Raw genomic sequence first — 16,950 nt, 5'->3', positions numbered from 1 at the left:
TCGGATGGACAACGAGGCGACCGGCTTCGAGCTGGGCGGGGTGCGGTTCACCTCGCGGTTGATCCTCGGTACCGGCGGTGCGGCCAACCTGCACGTGCTGGAGCAGGCGATCCGGGCATCGGGCACCGAGTTGGTCACCCTGGCACTGCGCCGGGTGGAGAGTGTGCCGGGTGGCTCGGGCGGCTTGCTGGACCTGCTCGACCGATGTGGTGTACGGCTGCTGCCCAACACCGCCGGCTGCTACACGGCGAGTGAGGCGGTGAAGGTGGCCCGGCTGGCCCGGGACGCGTTCGAAACCGACTGGATCAAGCTGGAGGTGATCGGCGACGAGCGGACGCTGCTGCCCGACGGGGTCGAACTGCTGCGTGCCGCCGAGGAACTGGTCGACGAGGGGTTCACCGTGTTGCCGTACACCTCCGACGATCCGGTGCTGGCGCGGCGCCTGGCCGACGTGGGCTGCGCGGCGGTGATGCCGGCCGGTGCGCCGATCGGCTCCGGCTTGGGGATCAACAATCCGCACCACATCCGGCTCATTCGGCAGGACGTCGCCGTGCCGGTGATCCTGGACGCCGGCATCGGCACCGCCTCCGACGCGGCGCTCGCCATGGAGCTGGGCTGCGACGCGGTGTTGCTGGCCAGCGCGGTGACCCGGGCGGCGGACCCGGTGGCGATGGCCACCGCGATGCGGTACGCCATCGAGGCCGGCCGGCTCGCCCACGCCGCCGGTCGCATCCCGCGCCGCTTCCACGCCCTCGCCTCCACTCCCGACGAAGGTCGTCCCGACCTGTGACCGCGCGGTCCGAATCCGTGGATCTTGGTGCGGAACTGCCCCGTGAAGGGCGATTTCCGACCAAGATCCCGCCGATCTCCGGTGTCGTCGTGTTGACGGACCGGCGGGTGGCACGGGGTGGGCTGATTCGAGTGGTGGCGGCGGCGGTGGCCGGGGGAGTGCGGTGGGTGGTACTGCGGGAGAAGGACCTGCCGCGCGTCGAGCGCCTCGCCCTCGCCGTCGAGCTGCGGTCGATCCTGGACGAGGCCGGCGCAACCCTGATCGTCGCCGGTTCGGACCCGCTGCTGGACGCCGATCCCAACCGCTGCCCGATCGCACTGCACCTGCCGGCTGCTGGCCCGTACCCGCCGCCCGCCGCCGACCTGGTCGGCCGCTCCTGCCATGACGCGGCCGAACTGGGCCGCCTCACCACCGAGGACTACGTCACCCTCTCGCCGGTCTTCCCCACCCGGACCAAGCCGGGCTACGGCCCGCCCCTGCTGCCCGAAGGGCTGGCCGAGCTGGTCCGGCGGAGCCCGGTGCCGGCCCTGGCCCTCGGCGGCATCGAAACCCCCGATCAGGTACGCGCCTGTGTCCGGGCCGGAGCCACCGGAGTGGCAGTCCTCGGCACCATCATGCGGGCTGACGATCCACACCAGACAGCCGCCGCCCTGACCGCCGCCTTCCCCGACCACCCGGCCCCCGCCCCTCCCCCCGGCACGTCCGACCGGGCCCACCACGACGCGGCTGTGGCCGACCGTGCCCACCACGACGGGGCTGCGGCCGACCGTGCCCACGCCGACCCGACGCCCCCAAGCCCCCCAGCCGGCACGTCCAACCGAAGGTCACCCACGACGGGGCTGTGGCCGACCGTGCCCACGCAGGGATCAAGCCTGACCGCCCGGAGTGGGCACGGTCGGCCACAGCCCCCACCGCAACCACAACCACAACGACAAAGGACGTGACGTGACCCCCACCACCGTGCTCACCGTCGCCGGTTCCGACTCCGGTGGCGGCGCCGGCATTCAGGCCGACCTGAAGGTCTTCGCCGCGCTCGGCGCGTACGGCACGAGTGTGCTCACGGCCGTGACCGCGCAGAACACCCGGGGCGTGGACGCGGTGCTGCCGCTGCCGCCGCAATGTGTCACCGACCAGCTCGACAGCGTGCTGTCGGACTTCGCGGTGCGGGCGGTCAAGACCGGAATGCTGGGCACCCCGGCCGTGGCGACCGCGATCGCCGACGCGGCGGCGGCCGGCCGGCTACCGCAACTGGTCGTCGACCCGGTGCTGGTGGCCACCAGCGGGCACCAGCTCGGCGTGGTGGAGGCGGTGGAGCGGCTGCTGCCGTACGCCCGGTTGGCGACACCGAACAGCGCGGAGGCAGCAGCTCTCACCGGGGCAGCCGTGACGGACGTGGCGGAGATGGTCACGGCGGCGCAGGCCCTCGCGTCCGGTGGACCGGAGTGGGTGATCGTCACCGGTGGCGACGTGGACGCCGGTGCGGAGTCGGTGGATGTGCTGCACGGCCCGGACGGGACGACGGTGCTGCGTGCCCCTCGGGTGTCGACCCGGCACACCCATGGCACCGGCTGTTCGTTCTCGGCGGCGGTGACGGTGCGGCTGGCGATGGGTGATCCGGTGCCGGCAGCGGTCGGGGCCGCGAAGGAGTACGTGACTCGCGCGCTGACCGGCGCGCGTGACTGGGAACTGGGCGCGGGACGCGGACCGATGGACCACTTCGGCTGGTCCGCCTGATCAAGGAGGCTGCATGCAGGCACGTCGCAAGGTGTACGTCGAGGGGTCCCGACCGGACATCCGGGTGCCGTTCGCGGAGGTGGAACTGACCGGGGACAACCCACCGGTACGGCTCTACGACACCTCCGGGCCGGGCTCTGATCCCGAGGTCGGGTTGTCGCCGTTACGGGGACCGTGGATCGCCGAGCGGGCCGACGTGGCGCCGGTACGGGGTGCCGGGACGCCACTGGCCGGGTCGGACGGCAAGCGGCCGACGCAGCTCAGGTACGCGCGTGCCGGTGTCGTGACGCCGGAGATGGAGTTCGTCGCGATCCGGGAGGGAATGGCACCGGAGTTCGTCCGGGACGAGATCGCGGCGGGGCGGGCCGTGTTGCCGCTCAACGTCAACCACCCGGAGTGCGAGCCGGCGATCATCGGTAAGGCGTTCCTCGTCAAGGTCAACGCGAACATCGGCACCTCGGCGGTGACCTCCTCGGTGGCCGAGGAGGTGGAGAAGCTGACCTGGGCCACCCGGTGGGGTGCGGACACCGTGATGGACCTGTCGACCGGCAAGCGGATCCACGAGACCCGCGAGGCGATCGTGCGCAACTCCCCGGTGCCGATCGGCACGGTACCGATCTACCAGGCCCTGGAGAAGGTCGGCGGTGATCCGGTGAAGCTGACCTGGGAGGTGTTCCGGGACACCGTCGTCGAGCAGGCCGAGCAGGGCGTGGACTACATGACGGTGCACGCCGGGGTGCTGCTGCCGTACGTGCCGTTGGCGGTGGACCGGGTCACCGGCATCGTGTCGCGGGGTGGCTCGATCATGGCGGCCTGGTGCCTGGCGCATCACCAGGAGAACTTCCTCTACACGAACTTCCGGGAGCTATGCGAGATCCTGGCCCGCTACGACGTGACGTTCTCCCTCGGTGACGGCCTGCGGCCCGGCTCGATCGCGGATGCCAACGACGAGGCGCAGTTCGCCGAACTGCGTACGCTCGGCGAGCTGACGAAGATCGCCTGGGAGTACGACGTGCAGGTGATGATCGAGGGTCCCGGGCACGTGCCGATGCACAAGATCAAGGAGAACGTCGACCTTCAGCAGGAGTGGTGCCACGAGGCGCCCTTCTACACGCTCGGCCCGCTGACCACCGACATCGCGCCCGCCTACGACCACATCACCTCGGCCATCGGGGCGGCGATGATCGGCATGTTCGGCACCGCGATGCTCTGCTACGTCACGCCGAAGGAGCACCTCGGGCTGCCGGACCGGGACGACGTGAAGGCGGGCGTGATCGCGTACAAGATCGCGGCGCACGCGGCGGACCTGGCCAAGGGACACCCCGGCGCGCAGGCGTGGGACGACGCGCTCTCCAAGGCACGGTTCGAGTTCCGGTGGGAAGACCAGTTCAACCTCTCGCTCGACCCGGAGACCGCGCGGTCGTACCACGACGCGACGCTGCCCGCCGAGCCGGCGAAGACCGCGCACTTCTGCTCGATGTGTGGGCCGAAGTTCTGCTCGATGAAGATCACGCAAGATCTGAAGGAGTACGCCGCCCGGGGCATGCAGGACAAGTCCGACGAGTTCGTCGCCTCCGGCGGGAAGGTCTATCTGCCGCTGGCCTGAGCGGGCGGGTGAAGTGTCGCCGCCCCATGACCCCTGCCGTGATCATCGACGGTGAACGCGCCGTACCCTCGTGGGAAGGTGACGTCGGCAGGGGTGTGGGGCCTCAGCGCCGGTGGTGCCGCCCGGTCGACCGCAGGGAGCGGCGCGGCTCCTTCGGGGGCGTCGTCTCGTCGTCGTCCAGCGGTCGGCTGAGGCCGGCGACCCAGTCGACGTACTCCTCGTCCTGAGCCGCCAGCGGCTCGTCGTGCTCGGTCGTGGCGTCCTCTCCGGAGCGGGGCCGGCCCCGTCGGAACAGCCCGCGTCGGCCCTTCTCCGGTTCGCCGTCCGGCTGGACGTCCTCGGCCCGGACGGCGGGTGGTTTCGTGAAGGCGGCCGACAGGTCCCGGGCGGTGGCCGCCGTCTCGATGGAAACCTCCGGGGTCTCCGGAACAGCCGCTGCGATGCCGGGCGCGGCAGACGTGTCGGGCCCGGCCGTCGCCCGGCCGAGTTCCGGCAGCGCGAACCGTTGCCGGGGCCGAGGCGTCGCCTCCGGTGACACCTCCTCCGCCTCCCCGCCTCCGGCATCCACCGCTGGTGCTGGCTCGACGGTCGGCGTGTCCGGCACCGCCGGTGTCGCGGGTGTCGCGGGTGGCGGGACCGCCGCCGGGGTCGGTGTCCGGGGCCCGCGGGTGCGTCGGGGCGTCGGGGTCTTTCCGGTGGGTGCCACCGGAGCTTCCGGCTCCATCGTGACGGGTGTCGGTCGGGGAAGGTCACTGCCGTCGCCGACCGGCGTCGGATCGACGGCCGCATCCGGCTTCCCGTCGGTTCCCGCCGCGGGCTGTCCACCGAACTGCGGCCCGGCCGGCTCACGCGGTCCCTCTCCGCGGTGCGGTCCCTCCTCGTCGGGTGACCGGTCGGTGGCGTCGGTGCGCCTCACAGGCTCGTCCGCGTGCTCCGTACCGTCGTCCGCCCGGTCGCCCTCGGCGCCGTCGTCGACCTGCTCGTGGTTGTCGGTGGTGGCGTCGTTGTCGACGGATCGCACGTCGTTTCCGGGTTGCCCGCTGTCGGTGCGCCCCACGGCGACCGGCGGTGCGGCTGGCGGTGGTGTGGCGGCGGCTGGCGGTGGTGCGGTGACGGCGGCTACCTGGCTGCGGGTGTCCGCATCGCTGGCGGTCGGCGTGGCCGCGGCGGCGGTTGGGTCGGTGTGCGCGACCGGCCAGTGCCAGTGCGGCGGTGAGCCGTCCGAGGCGGCGGCGCGGGCGTCGCCGGTCGGACGGGCGGCCTCGGTGTCGCTGTCGACGACGACCGGGGTGGCCGACGTGTCGGTCGGGGCACTGGTCGAGGGAGGCAGCGCGGGGGTCGCGGGCAGCGGTTGGAGGATGGCGGTCGGCTCGATAACTGTCGACTCGGCGGTCGTCCTGCTGGCGGGCGTGGCGGCCCGGTGGCTGAACCGGTCGGGGAGCGTCCAGGGCAGCAGAGCTGCGGCGGCCGAACCGAGCGCACCGACCAGCACCGCGATCAGCGCTCCGTAGTAGGGGGTCAACTGGTACCGGTCGCCCGCGTCGCCCGGGCCGGCGGCCAGGTAGGCAAAGGCCACCAGCACCGGTCCGGCGACCCCACTCGGCCCGCTGACCAGCGGGGGATGCCCACGCCACCGGGCCACGGCCGCGGTCGCCGCGCCGGCCAGCAGCGTCACCATCGGCAGGATCAGCAGCGCCAGTTGCTGCGCGGTGCCGGCGGCGAGCCAGGTCGGCTCCAGCACGCCGAGGCGCACCGGGGTCAGTGGTCCGCTCGCCCCCAGCGACGGCAGCACCGAGAGCAACGCGAGCAGCCAGACCACTGCGGCCACCGCGGCCATGTTCCAGGCCAGCGGCGGCCGGACCAGCACGGCCACAGCGGCACCGGCACCGACCACCGCGCCGAGAACGGCGCAGATGGCCACGGCCCAGACCGGGTCGACCGAGATGAGTTCCGCGTTGCGGGCCGGCTGCATGCACAGCGGGGCCACGACAGTGGCGCCCAGGGCGGCGCCGCCCGCGACGGCGAGCTGTCGGGGGGTGCCGGTGAGTTGCCCACCGTGACGGACCAGCCGCTCGGTCAGCATGGCACCGATCACGGCGGCGTTCATGGCGAACCAGCCGACCCAGACGAGCTGTGCCGGCCACTGGTTGATGCTCGCGCCGGTGAAGGTGCCGGTGAGCCGGACGATGCCGAAGCCGAAGGCGAGGCCGAGCTGCCCGGCCCCGGCCAGCAGGCTAACGCCGAACGCGGTGAACAGTAGTCGGCTCGATGTCCGATGGGCCATGACGGGCACGTTACGGTCCGTTGCCACCAATCGCCACCGGCACGCCGTGAACGGACGTACGACCTGGTCGCGGCGGGTCTACTTGAGCTCTACCAGCCGGGCCAGATATGTCGTGTCCCCGACGTTGGTGAGCATGTGCACCGCCCCCGGATCGCGGTAGACCACGCCACCGGTCGGCTCGTCGGCGTCGATCCGCACGCCGTCGACGGTCTGAATGACGTTCTTCGCGCCCTGGACGGCCACCACGAGATAGGGGTGGTCGTGGCGGTGCAGCGGCTGGCGCTCGCCGGGCTCCAGCCGGATGTGCCAGACCCGGACCCGGTCGTTCTCCAGAACGATCTCCTGCCCCACCGGGCCGAGTACGGGCTCGAACGTGGAAAGGTCGGACGGCGTCTCGGTCATCGGATTCCATCCAGTCGGGGGAGCACCTCGGCGGCGATCAGCTCCAGGTGGTCCAGGTCGGTGAGGTCGATCAGGCGTAGGTGCACCCGGGTGGTGCCGATCGCCGCGAACTCGCCGATCCGGTCGATCAGCTGCTGCGGCGAGCCGACCACCGGGTCCTCGGGCGGCAGGGCGCTCTTGACGTGCAGTGGCGCCGCCCGGCGTCGAGCTTCGCTGTCGGTGCGTCCGATCGCCACCACGATGCCAGCGGAGAGCGTCAACGGCGGTCGCCCGCTGCCGGCCCGGTCGACCCGTTGACACGCCTCCTGCACCCGCCCGTACGCCTCGCGGGCCTGCTCGACGCTGGTGAAGGGGACGTTGAACTCGTCGGCGTACCGGGCGGCGAGCTCCGGGGTGCGCTTCGGGCCGCGCCCGCCGATGATTACCGGGGGGCCCGGGGTCTGCACCGGTCTGGGCAGGGCCGGACAGTCGGTGAGCCGGTAGTGGTCACCGACGTAGTTGAAGGTCCCGCCGGACGGGGTGCGCCACAGACCGGTGATCACGTCGAGCTGTTCGGCGAGGCGGTCGAAGCGTTCGCTGGCGCCGGGAAAGGGGATGCCGTACGAGACGTGCTCCCGGGCGTACCAGCCGGCACCGATGCCCAACTCGACCCGACCGCCACTCATCTGGTCGACCTGGGCCACCATCACCGCCAGCGGACCGGGGAGCCGGAAGGTCGCCGAGGTGACCAGCGTGCCGAGCCGGATCCGGCTGGTTTCCCGGGCGAGCGCCGCCAGAGTCAGCCAGGCGTCGGTGGGTCCGGGTGGGGCGGGCTCGTCGCTCATGGCCTGGTAGTGATCGGCCCGGAGGAAGGCGTCGAAGCCGCCCTGCTCGGCGAGTTGGGCGAAGTGGAGCTGGTCATCGTAGGTAGCACCCCGGTGCGGCTCCGTGAAGACGGACACCCGCATGCTCATCGTCCCTCCGCGCCGGCTCCCGCCGGCTGGTCGCGTTCCATCAGCAGCTCGTGCAGGTCGGCACTCACCTGGGCGACCTCCGCCAGATGAGCGTTGCGACCCAGGGTGCGTGGGCGGGGAATGGTCACCTCGACGACCTTGCGGACGCGGCCGGGGCGCGGGCTGAGCACCATCACCCGGTCGGCGAGCAGCACCGCCTCGTCGATGGAGTGGGTGACGAAGACGACAGTTGCGCCGTTGCGCATGTGCACCCGCTGGAGCTCGCCGGCGAGTTCCTCGCGGGTGAGCGCGTCGAGCGCGGAGAAGGGCTCGTCCATCAGCATGACCCGGGGGTCGCCGATCAGCGACCGGCACAACGAGACCCGCTGCTGCATGCCGCCGGACAGCTCGTGTGGCAGCCGCTTCTCGAAGCCGGACAGCCCGGCCAGGTCGAGCAGGTCCCGGGCCCGGTCGCGGTGCGCGGCGCGCTTCCAGCCGAACACCTCCACCGGCAGCAGGACGTTGTCCAGGACGGTGCGCCAGGGGAGCAGGGCCGGCCGCTGGAACAGCATGGCGATGTCCCGGCGTGGTCCGGTGACCGGCTTGCCGGCGACGGTGACCTCGCCGGAGGTGACCGGGATCAGACCGGAGATCAGCCGCAGCAGCGTGGACTTGCCGCATCCGGAGCGCCCGAGTACGGCGACGAACTCGCCGTCGGCGACGTCGAGATCGATACCTCGCAGCGCCTCGACCCGGCCGGCGCGGCCGTCGAAGGTGCGAGACACCTCGGAGAGTCGGATCATGCCGACGTGCCTCCCCTGAGTGGAAAGTCAGGAACTGGCAAAGGCTATCGGCCCGTGTCCTGTATCGCACCGTCCGGGGTGGACAACACTTTGTATCCGTTCCGCAACACGGTACGCCTGGCGTCGCATAGATGGGGTTCTCGTACGCTGTGCCCGCGAGAGTCCCCCTCGATACGCGGTGTCGGCTTCCATCCGGCTGCCGGTGCCGCCCCGACAACTCCCTCCCGGCGGCCCGACGCCCCGGTTGGAAAGGACAAGGTGCATTGATGAGAAGGCTGACCCGTACGGTCGCCGCGGCTACGATCGCCACCGCCCTGGCCCTGGTCTCCGCGTGCAGCAGCTCGGACGACGCTGACGGCGACAACGTCGGCTCCTCCCTGGAGCAAGTGACGTACCTCACCTCGTTCGGCAACTTCGGACGCGACTCCTACGCCTGGGTGGCCAAGGAGAAGGGCTACTTCAAGGACGCCGGCTTCGACGTGGAGATCAAGCCGGGGCAGGGCACCGGCGCCGTTATCCAGACCATCGTCGGCGGTCAGGCGCACTTCGGCCCGATCGACCTGACCGGTGGGCTGCTCCAGCTCGGCAACGGCGACGCCAAGGACTTCGTCGCGGTGGCCGCTATTCAGCAGCGCACCATGGCGGCCATCGCCACGGTCGACGGGACCGGCATCACCACGCCGAAGGACCTGGAGGGCAAGACTCTCGCCGACACCCCCGGCTCGGTGGTCCGCAACCTCTTCCCGACGTACGCGCGGATGGCCGGCATCGACTACACCAAGGTGAAGTGGGTCAACGGTGAGGCGCAGACCCTGATGGGCACCCTGGCCTCCGGTTCGGTGGACGGCATCGGCCAGTTCGTCGTCGGTCAGCCGACCATCGAGACGGTGACCAAGAAGAAGGCGGTTCTGCTGCCGTACAGCAACGTGATGCAGGACCTCTACGGCAATGTGCTGATCACCTCGAAGCAGTACGCCAGCGAGAAGCCCGAGCAGGTCAAGCGGTTCACCGAGGCGGTGCTCAAGGGCCTGGAGTACGCCTTGGAGCACCCCGACGAGGCGGCCGAGATCCTGGCCAAGAACGCCGAGGCGGTCGTACCTGCGGCGGCTGCCGCCGAGCTGCAGCTGATGGCCGGCTACGTCCGGTCCAGCAACTCGGGCACCGCACTGGGCACGCTGGACAGCGGCCGGGTCGCCAAGAGCATCGCGATCCTGCGCGGTGCCGGTGCCCTGAAGTCGGACCTCACCCCCGATCAGATCATCGACTTCAACCTCGCGCCGAAGGCCTGAGGTCGCTCGTATCGCACGGAGGTACGCCGCACTGCTCGCCGGTGCGGCGTACTCCGCTCCCCGTTCACGATGGCACCGAACCGCAGGAGGATCCGATGACCGACGTCCGCCCACGGCCGCCGGAGGCGACGCTCGAACCCGAGCAGCCTTCGGCCGCAGCGCGTGGCCGACGGTGGCGAGCGGGTGACCTGCGCTCGGGTACGGCCGCCGCGCTGCTGCCGGCAGCCGGGCTGCTGATCGCGCTCGGTCTCTGGTGGCTGGTGGCCCGGCTGGAGCTGATCCACCCGGCCGCCATGCCACCGCCCGGTGACGTGTTCACCGCGTTCTCCGAACGGCCGGCCAGACTGTTGGAGCACACCCTCGCCACCACCGGCGAGATCCTGATCGGCTTCGCGCTCTCCGCGGTGGCCGGGGTGCTGATCGGCCTGGCGTTGGCCGCCTCCCGGACGGTCGAGCGGATGTTCACCCCGCTGCTGGTCGCGGTCAACGCGGTTCCGAAGATCACCCTTGGCCCGCTGCTGGTGGTGGCGCTCGGTTGGGGTCAGAAGCCGATCCTCACCATGGTCTTCCTGCTCTGCTTCTTTCCGATCGTGTTGTCCACCGCCACCGGCCTGACCACCACTCCGGCCGAACTGGCCGAACTGGTGCGGTCCTGGAACGCCTCCCGTTGGCAGGCGTTTCGCAAGGTCCGCTTCCCGGCCGCGCTACCGCAGATCTTCGTGGGCCTGAAGGTCGCCATGCCGCTGGCCGCGATCGGTGCCGTGATCGGTGAGTTCCAGGCCGGTGAGGGCGGCCTCGGTTACGTGGTCCAGCAGTACGCCGGCATCGGTGACACCGCCACCGCCTGGGCCGCGATCATCCTCGTTGCCCTGGTCAGCATCCTGCTCTACGCCGCGCTGGTCCTCCTGGAACGGCGCAGCCTGCCCTGGCTGCGGGAAACCACCTCCAGCCGCTGACCGACCGGGGCCGGCTCAGCTCGCCAGGCGCCACCGGCCGTTACGGGCGACCAGGGTCGTCAGCGCCTGCGGCATCAGCCCGGAGTGGTTGTCCGGCGTCATCCGGATCGGACCGGACAGGCCGTCCATCTGGGAGGTTTCCAGCACGTCGCGGAGGCGGTCCCGGTCGACCTCGCCGACGGGGCCGCCGGCCCGCAGCTCCGCGTCGGCGATGAGCTGGATCGCGTCCGCGGCGAACGACGAGGAGCCGTGGTAGCCGCCGAACTGGGCCGTGTAGGCCTGGAACCACTGACGTCGTGCGGCCTTCGCGGGGGTGGTCGCGATGACGTCGTCGATCACCATCGTCTGGGTGAAGACCAGGGTGGCCCGCTCTGCGGACCGCGCGGCCGAGCCGAGGAAGAGGTCACCCGCGGCTGCGGCGTCGAGGAACAGGGCACCGGTGTAGCTGAGCCGCTTGACCGCGCTGGACGCGAGCATCGCCTGCTCCGGAGGGGTCCAGATGACCACAGCGTCGGGGTCGGCCGAGACCAGCCTGCCGGCGGGGCCGTCCAGTTCCGTGTCGGTGCCCCGGACGGATGCCTCGGCCAGCACCTGGATGCCGACCTTGCCGAACTCGCGGCGCAGGGCCTTGGCCCCCTCCTGGCCGTAGGCGTCGTCGCTGCGCAGCAGGCCGACCCGCTCGATGTTGCGGCGGCGCAGTTCGACGGTGAGCGCTGCGGCGTTGTCGTCGGCGTTGGGGGCCAGCTTGAACATGTAGCGGCGTTCCGCGACCGGGTTCACCACAGCGCCGGCCGCAGCGAGCGCGATGGTCGGGATCTGCTTCTCATTGACCGTACGCACCGCACCGACAGCGCATTCGTTGCAGCCACCCATGATGATGGCGGTGACCCGCTTATCGTTGCTGAAGTCGACGATGTTCCGCAGCGACTCACTGGCGTCGGACCTGTTGTCCTTCAACAATAGGTCGACCTTACGGCCGTTGAGTGCGCCGGAGGCGTTCAACTGCTCGACCTTCAGTTCCAGGGCCTGCCGGTACGCCTTGCCGACCCCGGCCGCAGCACCGGAGAGTTCCAGGTCGGCGGCGATCACGATCGGGCTCGTGTCCTGCTCGTCCCCGCCGAACTGACAACCGACGAGGGTGGTGGCGAGCAGGGTCGACACGAGCGCCGTGGCGGTCGCGGAGCGGAAGGGGGTCAACTCGGTCCTCCTGATGCGGCACGGGGGCCCGCTGATCGGTGGCTCAGCCGTCCTCTGTGGATAATGAGACGGCTCTGCCGTACCGTGTGCGCGAAGCCTGCAAAACCTTGCCAATGCCGGGCCCTGCGGTCAAGCGGGTCAGCGAAGACGTTTCGGGACGCCGATCCCACATGTTGGCGTAACCAAATGTTTTCAAATGCTCACTGTGCCGACACGCTTGACCACTCTGGAGTTACATGCCCTGTTCAGGGGCGTTGTGGAAATGTAGGTATTAGTTGACCGGATCACAGGTTGCATGCCGTCCGACCGTTTCCTGCCCGCCTGCGGCTTCCCAAACACGATCTCGTCTGATGAAATCGCGGCCGTGCCGCGCATGGCGCCGGCCGTCGCTCCACGCACGGGTCGGCGGTTCTGGCGGGAAGAAAACGACGGAGGCGATGTCGTGAGCACCGGACCGACGACCCTGCCCGCCAGTGGTGAAGCCGCGCAGAAAAAAGGCGCTCGGCTGCCCCGGCTGCGCGACGCCCGGATCCGGTCCAAGCTGGCATTGATTCTGGTCGTTCCGGTGGCGGCGGTCATCGCGTTGGCCACGGTCCGCCTGGTCTCCGTTGTCGAGGGTGCCTACGACGCGAGTCAGGCCCGCACACTCACGGCCCTGTCCATCAATGTCTCCGCGCTGACGAACGACCTGCACGCCGAACGGATGGCGGCGGCGGCCTACCTCGCCGCACCGCAGCAGCGGGCCGACGCGTACAACCTGCGGGTGCGGGAGACCCAACAGCGGATCGACGAGTACCGCGCGGAGCGCGCCAAGCTCGGTGACCCGCCCGCGGCGATCCGCGCCCGACTGACGGCCATCGACGCGCACCTGGACACTCTCGACGGCACCCGCCAGGAAGTGCTCGCCCGCGAGCAGATGGAGGTCGCCGAGGCGGCGTTGCGGTACGGCGTGGTCCTCAGCGACCTGGTCGGCTACGGCGACGGGCTGGCCCAACTGCCCGGCGACGAGGCACTCGGTGACACCCGCCGGGCGGTCGCCGCCTTCGCCCGGGCGAAGGCGGCCGTCGCCGAGGAAGAAGCGGTCGTCTTCACCGCACTCAGCAACGGCCGGCTGGACAGCGAGCAGTTCTCCGCCTTCGTGGCCACCCTCACCGGGCAGCAGGAGGCGTTGGTTGCCTTCTCGCTCGCCGCCGATCCGGTGCAGCGTGCGTTGGTCGAGAGCACCGTTTCCGGCGACGCGGTGGTGCTGGCCGACCGGATCGCCAGTGACATCAGCCGGTCGGTGAACCAACGCTCGCCGTTCACCGCGCAGGAGGCCACGGCAGCGATCGGCGCGGTCAACGAGCTGATGCGGTGGGCCGAGATCGAGCTGCAGGACCGCCTGCTCGCCCAGGCCGAGCAGGCCCGCTCGGACGTCACCCGGCAGGCCGTCGTCGAGACGACGCTGGTGCTGCTCACGCTGATCATCGCGGTGACCCTGGCCGTGGTGCTGGCCCGCTCGTTGAACCACTCCCTGCGTCGGCTGCGAGAGGGTGCGCTCTCCGTGGCCAACCACGACCTGCCGGAGGCGGTGCGTCGGCTACAGGGGATGGGCAACGTCAGCGACGGCAGCGTCGACGAGATCGTTCGCGAGGTACGCGATCCGATCCAGCTCAACAACCGCGACGAGGTGGGTCAGGTCGCCTCGGCCTTCAACGTCGTGCACCGTGAGGCGGTCCGGGTCGCGGCCGAACAGGCGGCCCTGCGGACCAGTGTCTCCGCGATGTTCCTGAACCTGGCCCGACGCAGTCAGACTCTGGTCGACCGCATGATCGGCGAGCTGGACGCGATCGAGCGCGGCGAGGAGGACCCGAAGCGGCTCGCCCAGCTCTTCGAACTCGACCACCTCGCCACCCGGATGCGCCGCAACGACGAGAACCTGCTCGTGCTGGCCGGGGCGGACTCGGCCGTGCCGCGCCGCGACGACGCTCTGCTGGTGGATGTGCTCCGGGCCGCGCAGTCCGAGGTGGAGCTCTACAACCGGATCGAGTTCGGGACCGTCGACACCGACGTGTCGGTGGCGGCCCACGCGGTCAACGACGTGGTGCGGCTGGTGGCCGAACTGCTCGACAACGCCACCCGGTTTTCGCCGCCCAACACCACGGTGGTCGCCGACGGGCGACGGATCCGGGACTACGTGCTCATCCAGATCGAGGATCGGGGTCTCGGCCTTTCCGACGAGCAGTTGGATTCACTCAACCGGCGGCTCGCCGCGCCGTCCGCGGTCGACGTCTCGGCGTTCCGCCTGATGGGTCTGGCGGTGGTCAGCCGCCTGGCGGCCCGCTACAGCATCCGGGTCGAGTTGCGGCGCAACGTCGAGGGCGGCACCGTCGCGCAGGTCACCCTGCCCGCCGCCACCGTGGTGCTACCCAGCCTGCGCGGACGCGACCAGGCGATCACCCGGCCCCGGCAGCCGCTCGCGGTCGAGCAGCCCCCGCTCGCGTCGGCGGGCCGTGGAGATTCGGCTGGCGTCACGGGGCGCGGCAACACCGCGACGCTGGTGGACCGCTGGCACGACGGAACGTCCTCCGGCACCCCCTGGCCGGTCCGGGAGGCGGCTCCCGCCGACCCGCCGCCGACCCGTACACCGCCGCCGGCCTTCAATGGCTTCAGCGCGGGTACGCCAACCGTCGCGCAGCCCACGCTCGACCCGTTGCCGAGCCGGGGTACCGATCACAGCCAGTTCGCCGCGCCCGGACTGCCGGTGGGACCGGTCGCGGGCGCCGGGGTCGCCGCACCGACGGGATTCGCGCCGACCGCCGGTCAGCAGCCCGGCAGTGGCGGTGACGGCTCCGGGTTCCGTGGGCTGGGTGCCAGCCTGGCCGCCACCGCCCCACCCGCGACGCGTCCGATCACCGTCCCACCCGAGCAGACCTCCGAGGCGCCGATCTTCCGGGAGATGGAGGCGGTCTGGTTCCGGTCGCACGGAAACGACGTCACCACGATCTTCAGTCGGCCGCAGTTCGACGAGCCGACACCGCAGGCGGCCGCCGTGCCACCGGCGCCTCCTGTCGAGCCCACCAGGGGACGGAGCCCGTTGCCAACCCGCACGCCGGGTGCGGCCGCCGCCGCGACGCCCGCGCCGCCACCGTCGTACACTTCCTCGTCCGCCAGCACGACCACTCCGGCGCCGAGCGCGCCGGTGACCCCGCCCCCGCCGGCACCGCAGTCCGCTCCGCCGCAGTCCGCCCGGCCCGAAACCGGCCAGCCGCAGGACGACGCCTGGCGGACGGCGGCCGACGAGGGCTGGTCACGGGCCAGCCAGGCGGCCGAGCCCACCCCCGCTGGGACGACCCGGTCGGGGCTGCCGAAGCGGGTGCCCCAGGCGCAGCTCGTGCCCGGTGGCATCGAGCCCCGCAGCGGGCGTGAGCACGGCCGCCGAACCCCCGACGAAGTACGCGGTCTGCTGTCGGCCTACCACCGCGGCGTCCAGCGTGGCCGGACGGCCGGGGCGAGTCAGAACAGCACCTCGACCAAGGAGACGAGCCGATGAACAGGCCAGCTGCCATACAGGATATGGGTTGGCTGCTCAGCAACTTCGCCGACAGCGTGGCGGGCATCGCCCACGTGGTGGCGGTGTCCGCGGACGGGCTGTTGCTCGCCTCTTCGCGCGACCTGCCGACGGATCGGGCGGATCAGCTCGCCGCGATCACCTCCGGCGTGGTGAGCCTGACCGAGGGTGCCGCGCGGATGTTCAGCGCCGGCGGGGTGTTGCAGACAGTGATCGAGATGGACAGCGGCTACCTGTTCCTGATGTCCATCAGTGACGGGTCGTCGATGGCGGTGCTCGCGGCGCGTAGCTGCGACGTCGGCCAGGTGGGTTACGAGATGGCGTTGCTGGTGGAACGGGTGGGGGCGGCGCTGGTGCCGCTGCCCCGGGATGCGGTGCGGTCGTAACGGGTGCAACCACACCGGCGGAAGGCAGAGGAGGTGATCACGGATGGATCGGCAGCGTGACCCACGGGGTGCGTTGGTCCGGCCGTACGCGGTCACCCGGGGCCGGACCGAGCCGTTGCAGGACATCGCACTGGAAGCGGTGTTGGTGGCCAGTCCCACCCAGATCGCCGAATCACGTTTCGCCGGGCACGACAAGCATCGCATCGCCATGGTCTGCGAGGGCCGGCCCGAGTCGCTGGCGGAAATCGCCGCGTACACCCGGCTACCGCTGGGTGTCGCCCGGGTGCTGGTCGCCGACATGGTGGCCGAGGGCCTGTTGACGCTACAGACGGCCGCTCCCGCCACAGGTTTCGAGGAGCGGATGGAAATGCTGGGAAGGGTGCTGAGTGGACTTCGCGAGCTATGACCCCGCCGGGGCCCGCCAGAGCCGGGGAATCATCTCCGCGAAGATCGTCGTCGCGGGTGGCTTCGGTGTCGGCAAGACCACGCTGGTCGGTGCGATCTCCGAGATCACACCGCTGACCACCGAGGCGGTGATGACCTCGGCGGGAGTCGGCATTGACGACCCGTCCAAGGTGCCGGGCAAGGAGACCACCACGGTCGCCATGGACTTCGGCAGGATCACCATGGCACAGGATCTGATCCTGTACCTCTTCGGCACGCCTGGGCAGACCCGGTTCTGGTTCATGTGGGACGAGATCATCCGAGGCGCGGTGGGTGCCGCGGTGCTGGTGGACACCCGCCGGATCACCGACGCGTTCGCCCCGCTCGACTACTTCGAGAACCGCAACCTGCCGTACGTGGTCGCGCTCAACCGCTTCGACGGCGCACCCCAGTACGAGCTGGACGAGGTGCGCGAGGCGTTGGCCATCTCGCCGGACGTGCCGTTGGTGATGACCGACGCGCGGCAGCGCGAGTCGGTCAAGCGGGTGCTGGTGACCGTCGTCGAGCACGCCATGGCGCGACTTCAGGCCGAGCACGACCGGGGCTTCCCGACCCCGGTCGGCTAGGCCGCCTGAAT

Annotated in this window: 14 protein-coding genes and 1 pseudogene; 10 read left to right on the top strand and 5 right to left on the bottom strand. The window is 70.9% G+C overall.

Annotation, left to right across the window (positions count from 1 at the left end; translation table 11 throughout):
* Positions 1-4 precede the first annotated feature (4 nt).
* From Vlu01_RS10585 to thiC, 4 genes and pseudogenes are all read left to right on the top strand, one after another.
* A complete protein-coding gene (locus Vlu01_RS10585; protein ID WP_203997186.1) occupies positions 5-790 on the top strand; it encodes a thiazole synthase in 786 nt (261 codons plus the stop codon).
* A 65-nt stretch (positions 791-855) separates the two neighbouring features.
* Positions 856-1,461, top strand: a pseudogene (locus Vlu01_RS10580) (thiamine phosphate synthase); the annotation flags it as partial.
* Positions 1,462-1,735: 274 nt separating this feature from the next.
* Positions 1,736-2,524, top strand: coding sequence for a bifunctional hydroxymethylpyrimidine kinase/phosphomethylpyrimidine kinase (gene thiD, locus Vlu01_RS10575; protein ID WP_203997185.1), 789 nt, complete (start codon positions 1,736-1,738; stop codon positions 2,522-2,524).
* Between the two features lie 13 nt (positions 2,525-2,537).
* Positions 2,538-4,130, top strand: a complete 1,593-nt coding sequence (thiC, locus tag Vlu01_RS10570; RefSeq protein ID WP_203997184.1) for a phosphomethylpyrimidine synthase ThiC — start codon at positions 2,538-2,540, stop codon at positions 4,128-4,130.
* A 103-nt stretch (positions 4,131-4,233) separates the two neighbouring features.
* Here the strand turns inward: thiC and Vlu01_RS10565 are convergent, their stop codons facing one another.
* The 4 genes from Vlu01_RS10565 to Vlu01_RS10550 form a co-directional block, all read right to left on the bottom strand.
* Positions 4,234-6,414: a hypothetical protein gene (locus Vlu01_RS10565; protein WP_203997183.1), complete on the bottom strand. Its 2,181-nt coding sequence runs from the start codon at positions 6,412-6,414 to the stop codon at positions 4,234-4,236.
* A gap of 78 nt (positions 6,415-6,492) precedes the next feature.
* Positions 6,493-6,816, bottom strand: coding sequence for a cupin domain-containing protein (locus Vlu01_RS10560; protein WP_203997181.1), 324 nt, complete (start codon positions 6,814-6,816; stop codon positions 6,493-6,495).
* On the bottom strand, positions 6,813-7,763 hold the full coding sequence (locus Vlu01_RS10555) for an LLM class F420-dependent oxidoreductase (protein ID WP_203997437.1): 951 nt from the start codon (positions 7,761-7,763) through the stop codon (positions 6,813-6,815). Before Vlu01_RS10555 ends, Vlu01_RS10560 begins: the two co-directional genes overlap by 4 nt.
* Positions 7,764-7,765: 2 nt before the next feature.
* Positions 7,766-8,551 carry an ABC transporter ATP-binding protein gene (locus Vlu01_RS10550; protein ID WP_203997179.1) on the bottom strand — a complete coding sequence of 262 codons (786 nt, stop codon included), beginning with the start codon at positions 8,549-8,551 and terminating at the stop codon, positions 7,766-7,768.
* A gap of 266 nt (positions 8,552-8,817) precedes the next feature.
* Here Vlu01_RS10550 and Vlu01_RS10545 point away from each other — a divergent pair, with 266 nt between their 5' ends.
* Positions 8,818-9,840, top strand: coding sequence for an ABC transporter substrate-binding protein (locus Vlu01_RS10545; RefSeq protein ID WP_203997177.1), 1,023 nt, complete (start codon positions 8,818-8,820; stop codon positions 9,838-9,840).
* A 95-nt stretch (positions 9,841-9,935) separates the two neighbouring features.
* Positions 9,936-10,796: an ABC transporter permease gene (locus Vlu01_RS10540; RefSeq protein ID WP_203997174.1), complete on the top strand. Its 861-nt coding sequence runs from the start codon at positions 9,936-9,938 to the stop codon at positions 10,794-10,796.
* A 15-nt stretch (positions 10,797-10,811) separates the two neighbouring features.
* Here Vlu01_RS10540 and Vlu01_RS10535 read toward each other — a convergent pair whose 3' ends face one another.
* Complete coding sequence (locus tag Vlu01_RS10535; RefSeq protein WP_203997173.1) at positions 10,812-11,993, bottom strand: ABC transporter substrate-binding protein; 1,182 nt, start codon at positions 11,991-11,993, stop codon at positions 10,812-10,814.
* A gap of 442 nt (positions 11,994-12,435) precedes the next feature.
* On the opposite strand from Vlu01_RS10535, the gene Vlu01_RS10530 reads away from it, so the two are divergent.
* From Vlu01_RS10530 to Vlu01_RS10515, 4 genes are read left to right on the top strand one after another with little or no spacing between them, the layout of a single operon-like run.
* A complete protein-coding gene (locus Vlu01_RS10530) occupies positions 12,436-15,525 on the top strand; it encodes a sensor histidine kinase (protein WP_203997171.1) in 3,090 nt (1,029 codons plus the stop codon).
* Positions 15,522-15,929, top strand: coding sequence for a roadblock/LC7 domain-containing protein (locus Vlu01_RS10525; RefSeq protein WP_099849649.1), 408 nt, complete (start codon positions 15,522-15,524; stop codon positions 15,927-15,929). Before Vlu01_RS10530 ends, Vlu01_RS10525 begins: the two co-directional genes overlap by 4 nt.
* 43 nt (positions 15,930-15,972) lie before the next feature.
* Complete coding sequence (locus tag Vlu01_RS10520; RefSeq protein WP_203997169.1) at positions 15,973-16,335, top strand: DUF742 domain-containing protein; 363 nt, start codon at positions 15,973-15,975, stop codon at positions 16,333-16,335.
* Positions 16,316-16,939, top strand: coding sequence for a GTP-binding protein (locus tag Vlu01_RS10515; RefSeq protein WP_203997167.1), 624 nt, complete (start codon positions 16,316-16,318; stop codon positions 16,937-16,939). Before Vlu01_RS10520 ends, Vlu01_RS10515 begins: the two co-directional genes overlap by 20 nt.
* Positions 16,940-16,950 lie beyond the last annotated feature (11 nt).

Source organism: Micromonospora lutea (assembly GCF_016863535.1).
GTDB lineage: Bacteria > Actinomycetota > Actinomycetes > Mycobacteriales > Micromonosporaceae > Micromonospora > Micromonospora lutea.
Note: the sequence above shows the minus strand (reverse complement) of the source record. Positions and strands in the feature narration are given on the sequence as shown.

Bases quoted from the DNA above. Each gene is read 5' to 3' on its own strand.
- Vlu01_RS10550 (WP_203997179.1), bottom strand. From the start codon at position 8,551: ATGATCCGACTCTCCGAGGTGTCTCGCACCTTCGACGGCCGCGCCGGC.
- Vlu01_RS10520 (WP_203997169.1), top strand. From the start codon at position 15,973: ATGGATCGGCAGCGTGACCCACGGGGTGCGTTGGTCCGGCCGTACGCG.
- Vlu01_RS10565 (WP_203997183.1), bottom strand. From the start codon at position 6,414: ATGGCCCATCGGACATCGAGCCGACTACTGTTCACCGCGTTCGGCGTT.
- Vlu01_RS10525 (WP_099849649.1), top strand. From the start codon at position 15,522: ATGAACAGGCCAGCTGCCATACAGGATATGGGTTGGCTGCTCAGCAAC.
- Vlu01_RS10560 (WP_203997181.1), bottom strand. From the start codon at position 6,816: ATGACCGAGACGCCGTCCGACCTTTCCACGTTCGAGCCCGTACTCGGC.
- Vlu01_RS10545 (WP_203997177.1), top strand. From the start codon at position 8,818: ATGAGAAGGCTGACCCGTACGGTCGCCGCGGCTACGATCGCCACCGCC.
- Vlu01_RS10585 (WP_203997186.1), top strand. From the start codon at position 5: ATGGACAACGAGGCGACCGGCTTCGAGCTGGGCGGGGTGCGGTTCACC.
- thiC (WP_203997184.1), top strand. From the start codon at position 2,538: ATGCAGGCACGTCGCAAGGTGTACGTCGAGGGGTCCCGACCGGACATC.
- Vlu01_RS10540 (WP_203997174.1), top strand. From the start codon at position 9,936: ATGACCGACGTCCGCCCACGGCCGCCGGAGGCGACGCTCGAACCCGAG.
- Vlu01_RS10555 (WP_203997437.1), bottom strand. From the start codon at position 7,763: ATGCGGGTGTCCGTCTTCACGGAGCCGCACCGGGGTGCTACCTACGAT.